Source organism: Paraburkholderia sp. FW306-2-2C-D06C (assembly GCF_058781505.1).
This window is the reverse complement of record NZ_JBYSWU010000083.1, coordinates 1-19,114: the sequence shown is the minus strand read 5'-3', so window position 1 is coordinate 19,114 and position 19,114 is coordinate 1. Positions and strand designations below refer to the sequence as shown.

15 protein-coding genes and 3 pseudogenes are annotated in these 19,114 nt (G+C 56.3%); 7 read left to right on the top strand and 11 right to left on the bottom strand.

Annotated features, from left to right (window positions below; genetic code table 11):
- Positions 1-65: 65 nt before the first annotated feature.
- The 6 genes from AC3WLT_RS35420 to AC3WLT_RS35395 all read right to left on the bottom strand — a co-directional run bounded on the left by AC3WLT_RS35420 (position 66) and on the right by AC3WLT_RS35395 (position 7,982).
- Entirely contained in the window at positions 66-293 is a 228-nt protein-coding gene (locus tag AC3WLT_RS35420) for a hypothetical protein (RefSeq protein WP_492596239.1), read from the bottom strand.
- Positions 294-352: 59 nt separating this feature from the next.
- On the bottom strand, positions 353-1,348 hold the full coding sequence (locus AC3WLT_RS35415) for a DUF6708 domain-containing protein (RefSeq protein WP_492596238.1): 996 nt from the start codon (positions 1,346-1,348) through the stop codon (positions 353-355).
- Positions 1,349-1,518: 170 nt separating this feature from the next.
- Positions 1,519-2,487, bottom strand: coding sequence for a DUF6708 domain-containing protein (locus AC3WLT_RS35410; RefSeq protein ID WP_492596237.1), 969 nt, complete (start codon positions 2,485-2,487; stop codon positions 1,519-1,521).
- Between the two features lie 75 nt (positions 2,488-2,562).
- Entirely contained in the window at positions 2,563-3,642 is a 1,080-nt protein-coding gene (locus AC3WLT_RS35405; RefSeq protein ID WP_492596236.1) for an Imm72 family immunity protein, read from the bottom strand.
- Between the two features lie 66 nt (positions 3,643-3,708).
- Positions 3,709-5,211, bottom strand: coding sequence for a hypothetical protein (locus AC3WLT_RS35400; protein WP_492596235.1), 1,503 nt, complete (start codon positions 5,209-5,211; stop codon positions 3,709-3,711).
- Between the two features lie 2 nt (positions 5,212-5,213).
- A complete protein-coding gene (locus AC3WLT_RS35395) occupies positions 5,214-7,982 on the bottom strand; it encodes a type VI secretion system Vgr family protein (RefSeq protein ID WP_492596234.1) in 2,769 nt (922 codons plus the stop codon).
- Positions 7,983-8,278: 296 nt separating this feature from the next.
- Here AC3WLT_RS35395 and AC3WLT_RS35390 point away from each other — a divergent pair, with 296 nt between their 5' ends.
- Positions 8,279-8,680: a hypothetical protein gene (locus tag AC3WLT_RS35390; protein ID WP_492596233.1), complete on the top strand. Its 402-nt coding sequence runs from the start codon at positions 8,279-8,281 to the stop codon at positions 8,678-8,680.
- A gap of 300 nt (positions 8,681-8,980) precedes the next feature.
- On the opposite strand, the gene AC3WLT_RS35385 is transcribed toward AC3WLT_RS35390, so the two are convergent.
- Together AC3WLT_RS35385 and AC3WLT_RS35380 are read right to left on the bottom strand one after the other, a co-directional pair.
- Complete coding sequence (locus AC3WLT_RS35385; protein WP_062091079.1) at positions 8,981-9,253, bottom strand: hypothetical protein; 273 nt, start codon at positions 9,251-9,253, stop codon at positions 8,981-8,983.
- A 191-nt stretch (positions 9,254-9,444) separates the two neighbouring features.
- Positions 9,445-9,873 (bottom strand): annotated as a pseudogene (locus tag AC3WLT_RS35380) (SOS response-associated peptidase family protein); the annotation flags it as partial.
- Positions 9,874-9,953: 80 nt separating this feature from the next.
- Here AC3WLT_RS35380 and AC3WLT_RS35375 point away from each other — a divergent pair.
- Genes AC3WLT_RS35375 through AC3WLT_RS35355 form a run of 5 tightly spaced genes read left to right on the top strand, consistent with a single transcriptional unit; the run spans position 9,954 to position 15,354 of the window.
- A complete protein-coding gene (locus AC3WLT_RS35375; protein WP_492596232.1) occupies positions 9,954-10,259 on the top strand; it encodes a hypothetical protein in 306 nt (101 codons plus the stop codon).
- 11 nt (positions 10,260-10,270) lie between these two features.
- Complete coding sequence (locus AC3WLT_RS35370; protein WP_492596231.1) at positions 10,271-11,440, top strand: tyrosine-type recombinase/integrase; 1,170 nt, start codon at positions 10,271-10,273, stop codon at positions 11,438-11,440.
- On the top strand, positions 11,409-13,082 hold the full coding sequence (locus AC3WLT_RS35365) for a hypothetical protein (protein ID WP_492596230.1): 1,674 nt from the start codon (positions 11,409-11,411) through the stop codon (positions 13,080-13,082). Before AC3WLT_RS35370 ends, AC3WLT_RS35365 begins: the two co-directional genes overlap by 32 nt.
- Positions 13,079-14,953: a site-specific integrase gene (locus tag AC3WLT_RS35360; protein WP_492596229.1), complete on the top strand. Its 1,875-nt coding sequence runs from the start codon at positions 13,079-13,081 to the stop codon at positions 14,951-14,953. Before AC3WLT_RS35365 ends, AC3WLT_RS35360 begins: the two co-directional genes overlap by 4 nt.
- Positions 14,950-15,354: a TetR family transcriptional regulator gene (locus tag AC3WLT_RS35355; RefSeq protein ID WP_492596228.1), complete on the top strand. Its 405-nt coding sequence runs from the start codon at positions 14,950-14,952 to the stop codon at positions 15,352-15,354. The genes AC3WLT_RS35360 and AC3WLT_RS35355 overlap by 4 nt, the downstream gene beginning before the upstream one ends.
- 187 nt (positions 15,355-15,541) lie before the next feature.
- Here AC3WLT_RS35355 and AC3WLT_RS35350 read toward each other — a convergent pair whose 3' ends face one another.
- Positions 15,542-15,856, bottom strand: a complete 315-nt coding sequence (locus tag AC3WLT_RS35350; protein ID WP_492596227.1) for a hypothetical protein — start codon at positions 15,854-15,856, stop codon at positions 15,542-15,544.
- A 38-nt stretch (positions 15,857-15,894) separates the two neighbouring features.
- Here AC3WLT_RS35350 and AC3WLT_RS35345 point away from each other — a divergent pair.
- Positions 15,895-16,056: pseudogene (locus tag AC3WLT_RS35345) on the top strand (tyrosine-type recombinase/integrase); the annotation flags it as partial.
- 251 nt (positions 16,057-16,307) lie between these two features.
- Here AC3WLT_RS35345 and AC3WLT_RS35340 read toward each other — a convergent pair.
- Both AC3WLT_RS35340 and AC3WLT_RS35335 read right to left on the bottom strand, forming a co-directional pair.
- Positions 16,308-16,652, bottom strand: a complete 345-nt coding sequence (locus AC3WLT_RS35340) for a hypothetical protein (protein WP_492596226.1) — start codon at positions 16,650-16,652, stop codon at positions 16,308-16,310.
- A 1,737-nt stretch (positions 16,653-18,389) separates the two neighbouring features.
- Positions 18,390-18,941, bottom strand: a pseudogene (locus tag AC3WLT_RS35335) (SOS response-associated peptidase family protein); the annotation flags it as partial.
- Positions 18,942-19,114: the final 173 nt, after the last annotated feature.

The window sequence follows — 19,114 nt, the reverse complement described above, 5'->3', positions numbered from 1 at the left end:
CCTCAAGGATTCGCTACGCCGGGCTTACGCCCGTCCTTGACCCGCCAAACCTACCCACTCAAAATTCAAAAGAGGCCTAATAAGGGAATAAGGAATACGCATCCATAGGTGAGCATGCCTCGCTGCTCGAAAAGCGCATTCGTACTCTCGAGAAACACATCATTCATCGAAAACACAGAGAAGTTATCCTTCGGCGTTTCGCTGGCGGAGACATCCACGCGCAACTGGCGTTGCCGCTCTTCGTCCGTCAGGGGCCGATTAAGTTTGACCCAGATATTTCCTTCCCATGCCATAGCGATTCCTCTTAAGCTCCGGGGGCCGCTCGCGAAAAGACTCGGCAGGCGGCAGCAGTTCACCCTAGTCGCTGCGCTTCGTCCACGTCTTCCCTACGCGCCGCGGCCTGCCCAACGGGTTGTCGTTCACATTCACGGCTTACGTTTTCGGGCCAAACTGGTTCGCGGCTCGTCACTTGTCCGATATAGTGAAGCAGGACGGTCAGTAGCGCGAACGGCCGGACAATCCATATCAAAAGCGTCACAGGGCCGTTGCCTTCTGCAATCACCTTCCGGTCCGTGCGCGTCACGAGTCTGTACGAGTTCGTGAGCGATACGCCCGTCGGCACAAGTTCCGCGTATGGGAGCGAGGCAGGTCCATCGTTCATGTAGCGGCGCAAATACTCGAACTGGTCATTGAGGGTCGCGACAATCGAACTGCCGTTGTTCGTTGATTCATCCGACAGGGTTGTGACCCGACTTCCTATCGAGAATGACTGGGTGACATTCTGATTCGAATCCAGGACGTGGCATCGAATATTGAAACTTGTCGTCCGCGACACGGCGTCCTTATCGCGCCGCTGGACATAGAAAAACGCTTTTTCCCAAGGAACAGCGATTACACCTTTTGAGCCTGCGCCACGATAGGCGTAGACCATGCGTGTTTGTCGATTGAAGCGAACCGGGAAACGTCTCCAGGTGAAATTTTCTTTTTGCAGGCCCCAGAGCCCTGCGAGCACCACACCCAGACCGAAGAGGGCGAGCAGCCCCATAAACAGTCGCGCAACGGCAAGCTCCGTCGGCCCAACATTCGGCGGGGTATACATCAGGCAGTAGATGCCGCCCCACAGGACGAGCAACCCCGCAATAAGGACCGCGAGGAACCCGTAGGAAAACATGCCTCGCTGTTGAAATGCCGCGTTCGTACTCTCGAGAAATACGTCGTTCATCGAGAACACCGAAAAATCATCACGCAGCTTCTCACTTGCAACCGTGTCGACCTTGAGCTGACGCATCTTCTCGTCATCGGTCAGCGGGCGATTCAATTTCACCCACACCATGCCGTCCCATGCCATTTGCTTACGCTCCAAGTCCGTAATAGGCCTTCTGTTCTTCCGCGAACGAAGTATATCGGTCGGCCTTCTTGTTGGTTCGACGTGCTCGCCCTGGCCACGACGCAAGCTCTTGCAGTTCACTCAGGCGATGCCGGGCGAGACAGCGGGAGCGCGTCCAGACACCCGCAACCTCAGGCTTGAGCCATTGCGGTCGACGCTGAGTTGCCGCATGCGGCCTCTACCTCGGCCGGCCATACTGGCTCCCGGCTCGTCAGTTGGGCGATGTAGTGCAGAATCGACAGCAGGAATATTGGCCCCGAAAGCAGTATGGTGAGACCGCGCATGGCACCGCTGGCGCTGCCGACAGCTCCTATGCCGTAGAACCAGACGCTCATTGAGGCGCGCAGAGAGGGGCCGCGCGGAAGATACCGCTCGACCTTCGGTAGCGCGCCCGGGCCCTGCTCCATGTACCGCCGGATGAACTCGAAATTGGCCTGAACCTGATAGAGGACCTGTTTACCAATTGGAGTGGGCTCGTCTGCGCCATTGACCGTACGGGCACCGAAGCTGAACGTGTTGACGATTTTCTTTCCGGCATCGTCAAGGACAAAGCAGCGCATCAGGGTTGGCGCTCCCCCGGCCAGCCCGTTGGAAGTCAGCCGGTGCGGGTAGAAAAACGCCTTGTCCCAAGGTACCGCGATTACGCCGCCCGGCCCGTTGTGCCGGAAGGCGTACACCATGCGCGTCTGGCGATTGAAGCGCACAGCCTTGTGCCTGTAGTTGAAGCAATCGCGCAGAAGTATCGCGACAGTGAGCATGCAGCAAAGCACCGTAATCGCGACGAAGACCCACATGCCGGCACTGAACATCCCTTGTTCCCCGTTCCTGACCATGGCCGGCGTATCGACGACCGCACTCTGAACGGATTCCATAGTGAGGAAAACAAATGCAGGGAAACAAAGCAGGAAGGCGAGAAGGCCCCAGCCAACCTGCGGGTAGGAAGAATCGCAGACCTCGAGATAGACATCGTCCATCCCAAACACGGTGTAAGCATCGGCGGCTTCATCGGCGACTGGCTTGTGGACATCAATCCGCCGTGCGACCTCTTCTTCGGTTAGTGGACGGTTGATTCGAATCTTTGTGAGGTAATCGTATGCCATGGTGCCTCGCTTATGATGCGCGGCTGCGACGCGCAGCGTCACGAGCGCAGCGCCGAGAGAGCCACCAGAATATTGTCACATTCTCTTGACCAGATGCCAGGTCACCCAATGTACTTTCTTCTCACCCAGGTTGTCTGTGACCATCAGGTCCGGCATAACCGCTCCTGCGGCTATGTGAATAGACGAATCGTCGTATTTTTCCGCGCGCCACACTCCGGAAACTGGACAGATGCCTCCCGTCTTGACATCTGGAACATCAGCCAGCTCGGCGGTCGTTTCTTCGGGCTTCGCGTCCAGGAAATATTGTGACTCGTCCGGAATTACCCCGTCCTTATATCGTGTGTCTTCCCACAAAAGGCGCCAGGCAGTGCCGTCGACGATGGCTCGGGAAGTGGTCGCGTCGAAGCCTTTCAGATTTGGAGCGGTCGTCTTCGCAACGAGATAGTTGAAGCAGCCATTGTTTGAAAACGTTTTGGCACCCATGGGAAGAACTCCAAGCATTTTGCTCTGCTCGACGATAACCGGCTCCCAGATTCCGTCGCAAGGTACCTCTTGGCCAGAAAAGATAATCGGGCCGGGTGCCTTCGGCAACTCGGGGAGCGTGCCGGGAAAGTTCGGGTAGCTCAACTCATAAAACTGATATCTATATCGGTCGACGTCGAGGAGGAGCACTGGAGAACGCAGTTGGGCAAGGTTGTCATTGGACTGCGCGACTTCCAGGGGAGCATGCTCCATCTGAAATTCGGAAGCACGCATCAATTTTGCGAGCACGTCGACCTTGGCTGGGTAGGGTGCTACCTGTGCGCCCCGGTCCCAGCAGGCCCAATCAGTGTAGAAGTTCTTCGTTAGATGGTCATATCTGTCGAGTGCGCGGTTGAATGCTTCACCATCGCGCCAGATAAACCGGTATCCACGTGCGAGCTCAATCAAGCCTTTGTCATAAAGGCCCAAGACTTCATAAATGGTCGTCAGGTTGTCCGCCGGCATCTGCTCCGGCTGAGTGGCGGGCCAGGTCTTCACTGCCGTCTCGTATGCCGTCGCGAACGCAGCAAAGGCTTCACGCTTTGTGTGCCAAAGGGTGAAGCTTGTTAGCCTCTGCAGCAACCAGAAAACTTTGCGCCGCGTGATGTCATCTTTCATGTCGTACTGATTCATCGTTTCCGTCGCTAATCCGTGTGAGGTTAGTGTCTGCCAGTATGGTCGCTGGATTGCTCCAGCCCGCTACTTTTTCTGCACTTCCTCTTCGCCAAGTTGTCGTGTCCTGGCTGCGTTAGCAGCACTCTCTTCAACTTTGCTGTATCCATGTACTTTTTCGACGTCTTGCCAGTTTGTTTTGAAGAAGTCTACCCGGATGCCTTCAATAACCTCCGATAGATGCACGTCTTTGTCCGCCGCCTTGAGTTTTTCCCCAATGGTCGTTATTTCTTCCGCCAATTTGCCGAAGTTAGCGACGAGCTGTTCTCCTCCACCTTCCAGGTACTGAATGGGTTCCCTAGTGCCATATTGCTCCGCAATCTTGCCTTGCCACGCCTTGACGTTAGGCATGAGCTCGGCAAAGTTGTTGGGCAGATGCACAACTACCAGAAAACCATTCCCGTTCCACGTGTCGAGGACCGCCGAGCGCGTTCGCCATTCTTCCGCATTTTTTGGAGCATCACCGACACCCCAGTAGGCGATTTGCCGTCCGCCCGCTGAGCTCCCCTTCTCGTAGGTAGCTAGCTCCGACTTTTTACCAAATGCGCGATATAGCGTTTTGCCTGCCAGTTGCTCCGCTTTAACAGCGGTGATTTCTCCATGAAACGAACCCACGTCGAGATACACCTGGTCCTTGCCGAACACCGGCATCGTTCCTTTCTTTTCAAGAATATTCGGCCAGCCGTCCTCTATCTTGGGTTCATACTTGGCTTTTACTCTCGCTTCCGCTTCAGTACCATCAGCGGCACACTCGGCAGAACAATATCGCCCTTTTCGAATCTCCCGCGCGACCTTCCTTTCCTCAAGATAGGCCTCCGCTTCACGCTTGACCTTCGGCATGCCCCCGGTCGCTATCTCATGGATTTCGCCGTTATACACTGCATTTTGAAGGACCTTCAGCTTCGCGTTGAGCTCTGTCAAAGCTTGCGGAACCATCTTGTCGGCAAGTTCTGGCAAGGCCTGAAAACCGCCCGAAATTCCTTCTAGCTGTAACCGCCATTCGTTTGGCAACAGCTTACCTACCTGTGCATCGAGGGCCTTCTGGATGGCACGACGTATGGTCGAGCAGAAATCCTTGATTTTCGAAATGATTTCCGATTGGTACCTGGTCACATCAAGTGCCTTCAGCCATTTCGGAGCGTCACCATGTCCCATCCGGTTGAGAAACTCGATAACCTCGCGAAGCAGCTTCTCATCCTTGGCAACATCTCCTGCGACGCGCAAGGCCAGCCGTCCCACACCCTTGATAACTCCACCCACTACTGGAATGAGAGCGAATGCAAGAATCACCAGGAGAACCCATTCCATCACTTGCTGCCGTTTTCTTGGGTCTGCGCTCATTCCGATACTGACCGCTAGCAGGTCACGGACAGCAGTTACGTCGCCCAAGAGAGGAATCATTCCGATAGCAGCATCGGTGATAATCTGGCTGATGGTCTGTTTTTCGTTGAACGCACCCTGCATCGTGCCCCAGCACCATTGCCCAACCTGCAGAGATGTCTGTTTGAAATCTTCTATGCTCCAGCTCACTCTCACGCTCCCCCGTGCTTTTGAATCAGCGAATCGATGTCTGCGTCCGACAGTTGCTCGCCTTTGAAGGCTGGATTATTAGTTTGGTCCTTGCGCGCGTATGAGCGCGCGTCTGGTCCAAGCTCGACCTGGACTGGTCCCACGGGCACATCCTTAAGGTTCATCCGCCCCTGTGCGTCAAGTGTCCCTTGGCGTGTACTGCCGTCAGATAGCGTTGCTATGTATTTCGCTCCCTGAACCGGTTCATCGTCGTGATAGAGGTACTGCATCGCGGCGTCGTATTTGGACGCTGGCAGCGCTGGCAAAGGATAGGTGGTGCTGGCAGGTCCGTTGAAAGAATGCTGGCTGCCTTTTATGTCGATATTCCCGGGCGCATGAATCTCAATGTTGCCACCCGCAATGCGAATGTATGCGCCGCCGGAGGTCAACAGGATTTCCTGATTCGCTGCTGCCTCGATTTTCTCTGTAGCGGACAGCAATCGAAGTGTCTTCTGAGCTGTCAGTTCCACGTTGTCTGAGTGGGCCTGAATCTCAACCTTGCCCTTCGCCGCAAACAGTTTCATGCCGGCGTTCTGGACGAAGAGGCTGATACGTTGCGCGACGCTTGCGACCAGAGATTTGCCTGTCGCTATATGCGTGTTTTGGCCACTGACGATATTCACATGCTCGTCGGCCGCAATATGCGTAGAGCGTGGGGTCGACAGCGCAATGCCTGCCGGGCTCCCGAACAGCATCACGGGCTCCTTGAACGCATTGGCGTTGCCAGTGCCGCCGCCGGCGGTGCTTCCGCCCGTCGATGTGCCCGAGACATTGTTTTGCGTTGCATCGGTAAACGCTTTCAGTGAGTCATGTCCGTCCTTAAGGCTTTCAGCCTGATGGGTCTCGCTCGCGCCAGACAACGCCTCCATAACGCTTTCGGAATTGACGAGTTGCTGCTGGCTGTCCCGAACATCGAGCGGCTGGCTCGACGAGCCGGTAGCAGGGTGCGTTGAAACATACAAACCCTGAGCCGCGCGAACGGCGCCGTAAGCGTCGGACTTCAGGTCAAACCCGCTTCCCAGATACGACCCACGGGTGTTGCCCGCCTGGTCTATGAGGTAGCCGAGATGCAGATGCGCGTTCGTACTGGTCGAATACAACTGGACCCGGTTCTGGCCGGTTGCATCGTCCATCACCATCTGGTTGTATCCAGCGCCGCCGTACTCCTTCGACTTGTACCCAGATAACAGTCCGTTTGAATGCCAGTGCGGTGACTTGTCAGAATTGAAGACCCTACCGGTAACGATGGGCCGGTCGCAATCACCGTCGAGGAAGGAAACGATGACCTCTTCACCGACTCGCGGTACATGAACACCGCCGTAAGCGCCGCCCGTGTCGGAGTAGGCCACACGGACCCAGCAGGAAGCGTTTTCATCACCGCTATTCAGGCGGTCCCAGTGAAACCGGACCTTTATGCGATTCAGCTCATCCGTGAAGACCTCGGCGTTGGCTGGTCCGGCGACTGTAGCGGTCTGGAGGGTCATCAGCGGCTTGACGTGCTCAAGCGGACTGCGGAATGGAACTGTCCGGCGCTGGGTTTCGACCTCAACTAGATAGAAACCTTCGGTCCCATCGTCGTGAGCCACAACGAATGCCGATGCGGCGCCTGCATGCGCAGTGCGCAACTGCCCGATTTCTGCCTTGAGACTGTGCGGCAAATCGGCAGTTGTCGAGACCGGCAGGTTGTTCTGTATGTACCAGCGAGCCTCAATAACCGCGAACTGCCGCTGCTGTTCGGCGTCCCGGTCATGGTCGGGATGACCTTGAAGTTCGAACCACTTGCCGGCGTCGATGGTTCGTACTCCACCGACGGCCGTAAAGCGCTTCGCCCGTGACTCCCATTCCTCCATCCGGATTTTGGACAGATGGTCGCCGCGGTCCTGGGTCAGATGCGTGTACGCACCGGTGTATTCATATACTTCAGCCTGGGCAGGCAGATTCCCATGTGTCGGCAAAGTGGGCACATTGGTCGACTTCTCATCACCCGGAGATTTGTAATCGAACGTCCTCGTAGACAACGTGGAGCTATGCAGCGTGCGCGAACCTGACCACTGCACCCAGGCGTCAGATGAAGTATTCGTGCCTGCGCGAGAGAATTGCAGGACTCCGGGTTCGCTTTGCTTCAACGAATACACATCGTCGGTGACAACCAGCGTATGCGATTTGCCATCGTCGCCCTGTTCGACATAACCAAACAGGCCCTCAGACTCCATCAACCGGTGGCAGAAATTCCAGTCGTCTTCGTATTGAACGCAAAACGACCGCTGCGGCAGCGGTTTTTGTAGTTCAAAGCGGAATGCACCTTGAGCTTGAGGATGGCCGTTGAAGACGGTGGTGAGAATTTCGTCGACCGTTTGGCCCTGAAAAACGCGAGCGTCCTTGCGGAATTTCAGGAAGTGCATCCATGACGAAAAGCCAATCTGATAGCTGGTCAGGCCGCCATCTGAGCCGAGGCGGCGGGCGGTATGAATATATCCGTGGTGCGGCAGATAAGATGCATTGCTCTGCTGAAGCCATAAGGTGACGGGCTGTGCAATCAGCTTCTTGAGTTCAATACCCGTGGATGTTGAAACGACATCCACTGTGAATTCGTACTGGCGACCGAGCCGAGAGCGGGCCACAACCCGCTGCGGCAACAGGACATTGTTGCCCAGCGATGTGTCCAGCTTCAAAAGCCGGCCCTGTTGAACCAGCCCCCCGGATATTGCCGTGATTGTATTCTGCGCACCCATACCGCCTCTTCTTATTGATTAACAGCGCAGACGCGCTCCGCGCGATTTTACAAAACTTCAGATGAAATTGACATCGTCAAAATGTTAAACATCGTAGCTTCCTGAATTTGTTATTCGGAGAGGCTTAAAGTTGGAGTTTTAATGAGTTTGGCCGCAAATTTTTTCATAAAAAATAAAAATTAGATGGACAGTGCCATATAAAATTCGCACCGAAATCGGGAAACTTTGTTTTATGCAAAATGAATAGAAAAAAATCGAACCAGCACGCATCCGCAAGGCCGTTTACGACTAAAGCCTTGCTGCTACCACAAACGGCCCAATCGGCCCGGACGCAATCACTGCGTCACCATCTTGCGCTGGAGGTATTGAAGGCCGGGCGTGGAAACGGCCAACTGCTGACCGACCTTATCCGCGTGGTCTACGTTGCCTGGTACCTTCAGTCGGCCGGCTTCGGGGCGACCGACTTGGAAATCTACCGGGAAGCAGAACGAGGATTGGCGCGCTGCGGGGCTCGCGGAGCGGAAGAAGACATCTGGCAGCTCGGCCAGCCTGACAGCCCGGCACTCGAGCGAGTTCTCGCGCTGCATGACGGGCAGCTACAACATGCACCCGTCAGGGCCCTGTTAGAAGTAAAGAGGCGGCTCACGCGCTTCGCGCAAAGCGACAAAACGTCGCCGTGGCAACACATCGATGCCTGAGCGCGGCTGGACATTGGACTAGCCTGTACGCCACTATTGAGCGCAAGGTCGTGATGAGATGGTTCAGTCGCCGACTTGCCGGCAGGGGCAGCACATGGCGCGCAGAGTTGAATCCAAAGGTCCATCCGTCAGTTGTCGGCAATTTTGAGCGACATGCGGCCGTGTCGATGCTGGTGGAAAGCATAGGTTTCAAAGCGAGGCATATCTGCGACGGGGCGTCGCGAGGCAGACCATTTGAGATAAGCACATCATTCGTGCCCACGCTGTCAAAAACGAACAACGAATCGATGTCTTTCGCGGTTAATCCCCAAACGGGTTGCCGGTGTCTTTCACTTCGGTATTGAGGTTGTATTCCGCACGCACGGCCTTGAGCACGCCCTCGATGTCGCGCTCGAAGCCGACCGCGTTGCCGAAGTGGGTCATGTTCCAGTTGCAGCCTGTCTTGTCAGCCTCTTGCAACTGCGGCCGCGGCACACGAATCTTCACGCCATCCTCGACGATTTCCTGTAGTCGATGGATTCGCCGGTTGACCTCCTGCTGAAGCTGCGAGGCATTGAGCGTCTTGCGTATCATCCAAGTCTCCTTCCGGTTGCTCGGGCCAGTCTAGCGCAAGTAAGGCGTTCAGCGACCTGGCGCTGAAATGCAAAGTGCCTGAGAGAGAGCGGGCGCCTTGGTTCGTCGGGGTGCGTCAGTAAGTCAGTACGCGACAATCACGATGCCGCTGCCGCCAATGCCACGACCACCGATGTTCGCCTGGCCAATCGCTATGCCGCAAGTCTGTGCTCATAGTACGGCCGGTCCCTGTCATCAAGTATCGCGTACTGCGTCGCAAGGTCTGATGCATCCGGGTTGAGCCAGGCGTCCACGTTCTCCGGTTTTATAGGAACAATGCACCGGTCGTGACCGGCGGCCGCAACCTCCGGCGGCGGCTCATCTGTGATTGCCGCAAATGAAAGCATGTCCGGCTCGCCTGGTGCCGACCAGCGCGACCAAAGACACGCGACCAACATGTCATGCGCGGGATTCGGCCGGAACTCTAAAACAACGTTTTCGTCTTTCTCACCTTCGGCAAGGTCACGCCCCTCCGTCTTTGCGCGGCTGACGTTTTCATAGAATGCGTTGACGACAAGGATGCCGTGCGAGTAACCGAAGAGCGGCTTCCAAAAACCTTCCAGGTTGTCTCTTCGGGCATTGTTCTGGAACCTATGTTCCGTTAGAAATATCTGTTAGTGTTTTCAACACGAGTAGCGGAGGGGGTCCGGGGGAGGGACGAATGGGTCGAAGGGCTGTGGATAACTCGACGCTCGCGCGTTGGCGCGAGTTGGATGCGGTGGTCGTCTTGCGTGCGGTGTCCGAGTATCTGAAGCAGGATACGGAATTCCAGCCTAGACAGAGCCATGGCTCGACCCGCTGGCATGCCAATGTCAGTGGTCGCGACTACGAGATCCTATGCACAGGGCCGCGCTTCCTCGATACGCGCACCAACCAGGGCGGTGGAGGTGCAGTCGACATGGTTATGCATCTGATGCAGCTTGATTTCAGAGGCTCCGTGGCGGTCCTGAAGGCAAAGCAACTCTGATGCGTCTTCTCGTGTCTACTAAGGACCTCGTCATCGGTGGGAAGGCATACGCAGGTTTCCCGATCCTGCTTTGGGACAGCATGGAGAGTTGCACGGAGGCCAACGAATTCCTTCGACACTACTTGCTTCGTGGCTCTATCGGCTCCCGCAAATCCTGGGAACCCGTAGGACGGGCACTGTACGACTACTTCAGCTTCCTTCAGGCGCACGATTTGGAGTGGGACGACGTCGATCGCGGGGAGCAAAAGACGCTGCTCGCGGCCTATCGCGACTACTGCTTTGAAACGGCCGGTCACAAGCGCAGCACCGTCCGCAACCGTCTCTTGTACGTGTGCGAATTCTACTCGTTCGCACACGGGAAAGGTTGGCTTAAAGACCTCCCCTTCGGCTACGAGACTCGGAGAGTGTTTCGTAGCGCAGGCTTCCTCGCCCACGTTGATGGAAGCGGCGGAACGAAGGCAGTGCGTGATGTGATGCCGAAGGCTCACAAAGATTTGCCCGGTTACCTCACCTCGTCGGAGGTGCAGGCTCTCCTGGCTTCAGCTACAAACCCGCACCACCGCATGCTCATTCGGCTTGCCTTGGGTTCTGGCCTGCGCAGAGAGGAACTCGCGACCTTCCCACGCGCTTACGTCTTTGACCCGGACCTGGCTGGACGAACCGAACGCAACATCCGCGTCCACCTCGACCCGGAAGATGGTCACGGTATCCGGACTAAAGGCAACAAGCCGCGCACGATCTACATCGGCCGTCGGCTGATGAAGGACCTGAACCAGTATGCGATCCATGAGCGCGGCCTGCGTTCGTCTCTTAGCCGGTTTCCCGAGAAAGCACTATTTCTTAACCAGTTCGGCGACCGATTCGCGGCCGATGGGAAGAGTGTTGACCGTATCGTTAGAGAGGCTGGCGAGAGCGCTCGCGTTCGTGCGTGGACTCATCTGCTGCGGCATACCTACGCGACTCATACCTTAGTCGCGCTTCAGCGATCGCGAGATCGCTACCGAATCGAACCTCTGGTGTTCCTACAGCGACAACTCGGGCATGCATCGGTGCATACCACGATGGTGTACCTGCACTTGGTCAACGAGTTGGCGGATGACGCCGTGCTGACATATGACGACGAGCTTAATGATCTGGCAGACAAATTGAATGGGCAAGCGGAAGATCTTCACCAAGACTGACCTGACAACGCCTCAGGTGGACTACGAGCGCGACGCCAAGGGAGAGATCGTCATCGTTGCGGTGATGCCGCCGGCCTGCACCGAAGTAAAGTTCGGTCGGAACACCACCAAACACCGAACCTTCGACTTCGCACCCTGGTATGGGTTCGGTATTGATCCGCTCACATACGCATGCCAGCGGCAGATTGAACGCTTTCTCGACAAGCAAGACGCCGATGTCCAGCCGACGACTGCGGTGGGGTACTGCACGCTAGGTCTCGCGAAATTCTTGACGCACATGACCATGCTCAGTGCTGCAGTCGGCCGACCGATGCATCTCAACGACGTCACTCGCGAAACCATAGACAGCTATCTGCTTTTCCTGCGCGACCAAGGGATCGCCGCAGACTCGCAGCGAACGGCTTACAGCTACATGAAGTCTGTCCTGCAAGCGTTGGGACGAAGGGGTCTACTTCACGTGATCGAGCGCGGCAGTGAAGCCACTTTCCCCAGGAACCCCTTTCCAGGTTCGCCCCGCCATGACAAGGGGGCGCGTCCACTCTCTGTCACTGAGAAGAGGGCCTTCACATTTGCCGTGAGAGCGGCGGTGCGACCACTGCTTGGAACGGACGAGGAACCCTCAGCGACGCTAGCGGCATACGCCCTACTGGTCGTGGCCTTGCATACTGGCCGGAACACCACCCCGCTGTTGGAGATGCGAACGGACTGCCTTCGCGCTCATCCAAAGGAGGGAATCGAATTCCTGGTGGTGTTCAAGCGCAGAGGCTTTACCTCAAGCAAAGTGGCTCTTCGGACTTCCAGCTCCGTGAATCGTATCGTGGAATCCATGCCAACACTGCGCGCCACAGTGGCACAACTGATACGTCGCGTTGTCGATCTGACGGCTGACTTGCGCCGTGAGGCGCCGGCCGACATTCGTGATCGGATATGGCTGTATCGGCGAAGCAGAGACAGTGAGCGCCGGGTCAGTGCACTGACATATGGCACCCTCGAGGAGGCGATTAAGAAGCTGGTCAAAACTTACGATCTGCGCGGCGATAACGGCGATCCGATGCGGGTCAACGTTAGCCGGCTGCGCAAGACCTTCGTCAACCGAGTGTACGAGATCCTGGACGGCGACGTTGTCGCCACTGCGACGGCAGCCGGGAATTCCCCTGTCGTAACCATGCGCAATTACTTGCGACCCAGCGAGGAGACCCGCAAAAACTGGCGTTTTATGGGTATCTTGCTCGTAGAGGAACTGCTGACGAACACGCTCGGGGCCTCTGAGCGAACACCGGTTGGCCGATGCTCGGACACCACAGCCGGCGAGTATGCTCCCAAGCGAAATGGCGATATTTGCCAGAGTTTTTTGAACTGTCTTCGCTGCCGAAGTTACGCGGTGACCGGTGACGACCTGTGGCGACTGTTCTCGTTTTACTTCCGCATCTTGCGCGAGCGGCCGCGCGTGGACAAGCGCCGGTGGGATCGCCATCTCGCCCACATTCCTCGCCTGATCGAGCGGGATGTCGTGCAGGCTGGCCTTCGCCGAAAGCTCTTCAAGCCTGAGCAGGTGAACGCAGCCAGGGAACGGGCGCGGCTCGATCCTCATCCCTTTTGGGCAAGTGCCACCATCATTGACGAACTGAACTCACTGGCATGAAGTCCGTACCCTTGCGTGCACCGGCGCAGCAGCCTGATGACCATCCTGTCCTCGCCCACAAGAATCTCGCGACCACCATCATCTCGACGCGCAAGATCAATGGTCAGATCGTCATCCTTAGTCGATACGGCGACCCGAAGTGGCGTCTCGTCGGGCTGCCCACGAACAAAGGGGCATCCGAACATTACGTGGACTTCAATCCGATACCGACCTGCTGGCAGGCAACGATGAAGGCGGTCTTGTGGCACTACATGCTCCGCGGACGCGAGGGAAAGAAGCGGCCGTCGTCTCGCGCGGTGGTAATGCTACTTGGCGACGCCAAACCATTCCTGCAGCACCTGGGACGATTGAACATCACCAGACTGGCCGATGTCACGCCCTTCGTGTGTGCGTTGTTCGTCGACTTCTGCAGACAACACCGGCAGCGGGGCTCCGCCAGAGCGGGTAAGCCGCTGCAAGCAGCGTCGCTCGGACACCTGTTCGGCGCTGTCGAGGCGCTCCACGAGCTGAGTCAGTACACGGACGATCCAATGCCCGTGCATCCCTGGCCCGGTACGTCAGCTACTCACTTGGCCGGCTTGACGGGCCACGGAACTGGATATCGGGGAGGCAAGACTCCGCTTATGCCTGACGAGGTGCTCACCACTCTCTTTCAGCGCGCGTGGTCGTTGGTTGAAGCAGCAGATGATGTCCTTGATGTTCGTGATGAGATCCTCATACTCCGCCGTGCCGCCGGTGGAAAGACTTCTGCCGAAGCCGTCTACGTACGGAGTCGAGGATGGGCAAACATGTTCGAGTTCAACAAGGCAGTGCTCGAGTTGCGAACGGCCTGCTACATCGTCGCGGCGGCCCTTTCTGGGTGCCGCAACCATGAACTTGGTTTCGTACAAAGGGGGGCTTGCTATTGCACGGACGAAGCCGTGGATAACGACGGCGAGACAAATACCTACTGGTGGATGCGTTCGCAGTCTACGAAGACAGGCGAAGGGAATACAGAGTGGATGGTTCCTGAAGCTGTGGCGGTTGCGCTGAAGGTCATGGAGCGGTGGTCGTCCTCCTATCGAGCTCTGATCGAGGCCGAGATCGAAACCCGTGTCGCCGAGAACCCGTCGGATCCGGAGATTGCCGAGGCGCAACTTCACCTAAACGCGGTTTTCCTAGCGATGACGCCGAACAAGGGCAACCAAGTGCGCACGATGTCGGGTCAAATGTGGAACAAGGCGTTGAAGACATTTGCGCGGAACTGCGGATTGCAGTGGGACCTTGCCAGCCATCACTTTCGCCGTAAGTTTGCTAACTATGCCGCTCGTAGTCACTTCGGAGATCTTCGGTACTTGCGCTCTCACTTCAAACACTGGTCGATGGACATGACCTTGGGTTACGCTTTGAACGCCTCGCAAGAGGTTGCGCTTTACGCCGATATCCAGATAGAACTCGACGATATCAAAGAAGAGGTGGTAGACGGCTGGCTACAACCCGGAGCCGCCTTAGCCGGCGGCTATGGCGGAAATATTGCGAAGTGGCGCGGCAGCCATGCCGTGACGATCTTCAAGGATCATCGACAGATGGTGCGGTCCCTGGCAGAGAGCACATCCATTCGTAGCAATGGTCATGCGTGGTGCACGGCCGAGGACAACAATTGTATCGGTAACGACCTTGAGCGCACGCGTTGCAGCGGCTGCGACAACGCAGTCATCGGGCCGCAGCACGCGCCACTCTATCGGGGGCTTCATGACCATCTGCACGAGGTGTTAGCCTGCGATGACATCGGTGAAGGCGGGCGAAACCTGGTTCGTCGAGACATGCAGCGTTGCCGCGATGTCCTGGTGACGCTGGGCCACAATGCTCCGGAAGAACCCACGACAGTATGAGCAAACAACGGAAACCAGCCGACAAACGAGAGAAGGACCTGCGTCTGGCGATGTTCCGAATCCAGCGAGGCCGGGCGCACACCGACGTGGAGAAGCTTAGTATCTCCTCCGTTGCCAGGGAGGCTGGGGTCTCTGCTTCCTTGATCCACAACCATTATCCAGACATCGCTGAGGCAATCCGCCTCGCCCAGGGGCGCGGCAGCCGAGCACAGCGTGACGCAAAGCGACTGGAACTCAAGACAGAGCGCGATAAGACCCGCGAGCTTCGCCAGGAGATCGCGAACCTTCGTTCCGATGTAAGTCGAATCGCGTCGATCAATGAGGTTTTGCTGGCTGAGAACGCCGTGCTGCGAGCTAGGCTAGGCGACCCTCATGTGGTGCCGATACACGAACGAAGCTGAAGGAATCAGCATTTTCTGATTGATGTCGGACGTTCTCTGCCGCGTTGCAAAAGATGGGCACGCTAAGCTGGATCGTTCGGCAGACACATTTCGACCCACAAGGGACTGTCGCCTTGCTCGGAAGCGGATGTTCAAACGCCGAGCTAAAGGGCGTCCCGCCGTTTCGACGTCCCGGTTGAGCGACGTGTTAATTGGACTCCGCGCCTTCTATCCTTTCCTCGTACAGGTTTAGCTTGTCCATAGCCGCCCGGTTATTCTTGTAGCGCCTCTTCAGAGCAGCCAAGCGTTTATCCGTGCCAGAGCAGTAAATATCCAGGCTATCTGCAACAAACCCCCTGCGCTCGATTTGCTCCGGGCGGTTCCCTTCAATGGGTTCACCACGAAAATGGTCACATATATTTCGTTCAGAGATGTAGCTCTTCACCTCTTTCGGAAGGCCCTTGCTTTCGGCAACCGCAACTGATGTGATGCCGCAGAGGATAAGTGTCACTAACGCCTTCATGTCCAATTAACTTCAATTAGGGTGGAAAAAAGATTTCTGTCCACCATTCGTTTGCCACCCATCTGCTGGAATCGGGATTCGACATACATACGGTACAGGAGCTGCTTGGCCATAGCGATGTGTCAACCACCATGATATCCACACATGTCCTGAATCGCGGCGGACGCGGCGTCGTTTCACCCATCGACACGATGAAGTAGGCAGCCGGCCCGACTGTCTGCTCTGGAGGCTCACACCAGAAGCTCGATTGACCGCAGTTGGCCGTTCACTGCTTCATGCGACCAGCATGGACTGCCCGAATCTCGCATAATCGCGATCGGCAGTACGCGACCCACAAGGGGCACTCACTCTTGCCGAAAGCGGCCACACAAATGCATTCGGCGCACGTCGATCGTCACCGGTTTCGATGTTTTTAGTCCGCGCTTGATTCGAGATCCAACGAACATTGCGATTACCGCTGCATGTAGCGGCCCACCTTAAATAAACGCCAGCCGCGAAACAACACAAATACGAGCACTAATGCTGTGGGTATGACGAAAGGGTATGCAGGAAAATGATAGTGACCAGCCGAGTCAACCTCCGGCAGAACGCCATGCACTGGAGTTGAGACGCCATACCAAATGGCTATCGTCGAAGCATCCAGCAACGACTGCCACGGATGGCGAATTGTCGATGGGAAATCGCGAAACAACATCCAGGCTGCCGCGGCCACTCCGCACAGCGGATATGAAAATATTATTGCGGCGGCAATCTTGGTAACGCACCACCAGGTGTGTTTTGATCTACGGTTGCTCATACAACGCCGTCCGATCTAAGCGAAAATATTTTTCTCATCGAAGGTCCCCATGCAGCTGCTGCTCGTTCGCTAAAGCGGCCATACGATGCGTTGCAATGCCCTGCACAAGCAAAGTGGGACGAATTCTCTTTCGGCCGCGGTCGGATGTCACAAGCCGGAATAAGAGACGAAGCCTGCGGTCCAAACGATACGATCGTCCTCGTCAACTTTCCAGTAGACCCCTGCGTCCGTGTCATAGGGTAATAGCCCCACCCCTTTTTTGAAAAAACGTGCGACGTGAATTGATTTGTCGTTCTTGCAAGAATCCCGCAACTCGAATCCTTGGTCTGTGAGTGACTTAGCCAGTTTCTCTGCCTCTGATCCGGCAGGAAATTGGTCGATCAAGCGGGCATCTAGTTCAGGAGAGGTTCGAAGTTGACCGCCCGCCCTCGGCAGTGCCACCGCCTCCCCGCCTTCAGGCGGACATGCACTGCCCCCACCCGTACCGGATGCTCCTTGTAGAAGAGGAGGCAAATGATTCGCGGAAGGCCCACAGCCTGCAAATAGCAAGCTGAAAAAGCAGATACTTGCAAGCGGCGCAGCCGTGCGCCAAGCCTGTACCATTTACCCTCCACTATGAAGATCAGGCTAACCTCTCAATGCTAATCTAGCGCAATCACTATCCATTTGCCGAAAATGCCGTCGCACCGACAAAATCTACTCAGGGGCTACGGTTCTGTATGTGTCGCAGGATACAGAAGTTGTTTGAGCGGCGCATATACAACCATCGTTCCTCGGCATTGATCGTCAACGATGTAGGCCCTTGTATCGAAGGGCCGTTCTTGGGCCGTGCACTGCCTCGTGCAAACCGCATCGGCGGCTCGACCTCCGTTGGTGTCGAGCGATACCACGCGACCCAAATCGGTCACCCAAAATGATAGAAAGCAGACATTCGGCTGCGGTCGGTCGTGAGATCATGCACAAACGAACGTCAATCCATACAAGACACTTGCGCAACGCTCACAGGCTCAGAGCCGGTCGGGCTGAATAGACCGTTTGGAAACGCTGTCGAAAAAGAAGCAACACGCATGTCAACGATTTCGAAGGGCTAACCTAAAAAAAATCATCCGAGGCACTTTGCAATGCGCAACCACTCTCCACAGGGGGCCTTCCATCCAAGTCCGCCCGATGCTCCTATTTTGGCGACCAGACTTGCAGGGGTATTGGCCGTCTTGCCTCTGCTTTACGCATTGTGGCTCCAATTCACCGCGCAAACGCGTCACAGGCTCCTTATCCACCCCAGCGCGTTCCCGATGTTCCTGTTCGTGATTACCACGCCCAACATTCTCTTGTACGTATGCGTCAGAATTTCTGGGCAGCGGACTGCGTGGGTATGCGTAACCGCATTATTCGTTTTCGTTGCCATCGACTGCTGGGTGTTTAGCGTTGGCGGCGGTCCGTTCGTCGCTCCTGGCCTAGGCTTGATCGAACTGATGGTTGGTGGAGTTCTACTGCCGATTGCGGTTGCCACGGGTGACCGCCGAACCGGCCTTTAGTCTCTGCGGCAAAGGGTAAGGATTGTTGACGATCTACGCGATGGTGTCGAATGTCCCAAACTGGCCGTTCTGCGACACCTGGCAGCCCGTTGCATCACGGATGCTTTCAATGCTGCAAGATGACAAGTCAACGATGAAATGCCAAAAAAGACTTAGCTGGCTTATGTGCCTGATATGAAGGGAAATTTACGGCCCTAACTGTTAGTAACGTTCTCAAAGCATTGTAGGTGCCGGGGAATTTGACGTCATACGATGCCGGTTTGCCCGCTATGCGGCACTGATAGCGCATGGGTTTTATGACGCGCTGTCCGCTCTCCATGACCATCACGGGCGCGTAGTGCCCAGGGAAAATGCGCGAATCGCGGGCCTCCGGCTCGGTCCGCTGTATGTCGTCAAGCTTGCCGCGGGTCCAGGCGATTTTGTCGGTGGCTATTCGCTGGCTTTCGGCGGCGGCTTTCGTCGCCTTGGTTTGAAGTGAACGCTCGGCGTCCGCCAAGCGAGTGCGCTGCTTGAACAGGTCCTGCTCGAGCTTCGTCGCCTGCTCCGCATTAAACCGGTCGATAAGAGCCTTCACCTCGTGCTCGGCATCAGACTGAGGCTCCGAAAACGCGTCTTCCATAGCTTTCGGTATTTTCGCTTTGCTGCCCTCCGCTCGCTCGAAAAACAGGCGCGCGAATTCCTTGATGCTCATCGTCGCACCAAACATCCGCACGAACTTGCGGTAGTCAGCCAGAATCTGAGCCGAATAGCACATGTGAACCTCCGGTTTGCGTCTCCATGATAATCCCCCTCGCGGGCAGTCAGCTCAACAACGAGTGACTGCCATAGCGCGTCGTCTTTGAGTCGATGAACTAGTGTCCTGAGTTAGAAGTTCGTTGAATCAATCTTCCGCTCTATCCGAAATGACGAAATGCTGATTAAAAAGCC

Bases quoted from the DNA above. Each gene is read 5' to 3' on its own strand.
- AC3WLT_RS35410 (WP_492596237.1), bottom strand. From the start codon at position 2,487: ATGGCATACGATTACCTCACAAAGATTCGAATCAACCGTCCACTAACC.
- AC3WLT_RS35375 (WP_492596232.1), top strand. From the start codon at position 9,954: ATGGGTCGAAGGGCTGTGGATAACTCGACGCTCGCGCGTTGGCGCGAG.
- AC3WLT_RS35405 (WP_492596236.1), bottom strand. From the start codon at position 3,642: ATGAATCAGTACGACATGAAAGATGACATCACGCGGCGCAAAGTTTTC.
- AC3WLT_RS35365 (WP_492596230.1), top strand. From the start codon at position 11,409: ATGGGCAAGCGGAAGATCTTCACCAAGACTGACCTGACAACGCCTCAG.
- AC3WLT_RS35355 (WP_492596228.1), top strand. From the start codon at position 14,950: ATGAGCAAACAACGGAAACCAGCCGACAAACGAGAGAAGGACCTGCGT.
- AC3WLT_RS35350 (WP_492596227.1), bottom strand. From the start codon at position 15,856: ATGAAGGCGTTAGTGACACTTATCCTCTGCGGCATCACATCAGTTGCG.
- AC3WLT_RS35395 (WP_492596234.1), bottom strand. From the start codon at position 7,982: ATGGGTGCGCAGAATACAATCACGGCAATATCCGGGGGGCTGGTTCAA.
- AC3WLT_RS35340 (WP_492596226.1), bottom strand. From the start codon at position 16,652: ATGAGCAACCGTAGATCAAAACACACCTGGTGGTGCGTTACCAAGATT.
- AC3WLT_RS35360 (WP_492596229.1), top strand. From the start codon at position 13,079: ATGAAGTCCGTACCCTTGCGTGCACCGGCGCAGCAGCCTGATGACCAT.
- AC3WLT_RS35420 (WP_492596239.1), bottom strand. From the start codon at position 293: ATGGCATGGGAAGGAAATATCTGGGTCAAACTTAATCGGCCCCTGACG.
- AC3WLT_RS35385 (WP_062091079.1), bottom strand. From the start codon at position 9,253: ATGATACGCAAGACGCTCAATGCCTCGCAGCTTCAGCAGGAGGTCAAC.
- AC3WLT_RS35415 (WP_492596238.1), bottom strand. From the start codon at position 1,348: ATGGCATGGGACGGCATGGTGTGGGTGAAATTGAATCGCCCGCTGACC.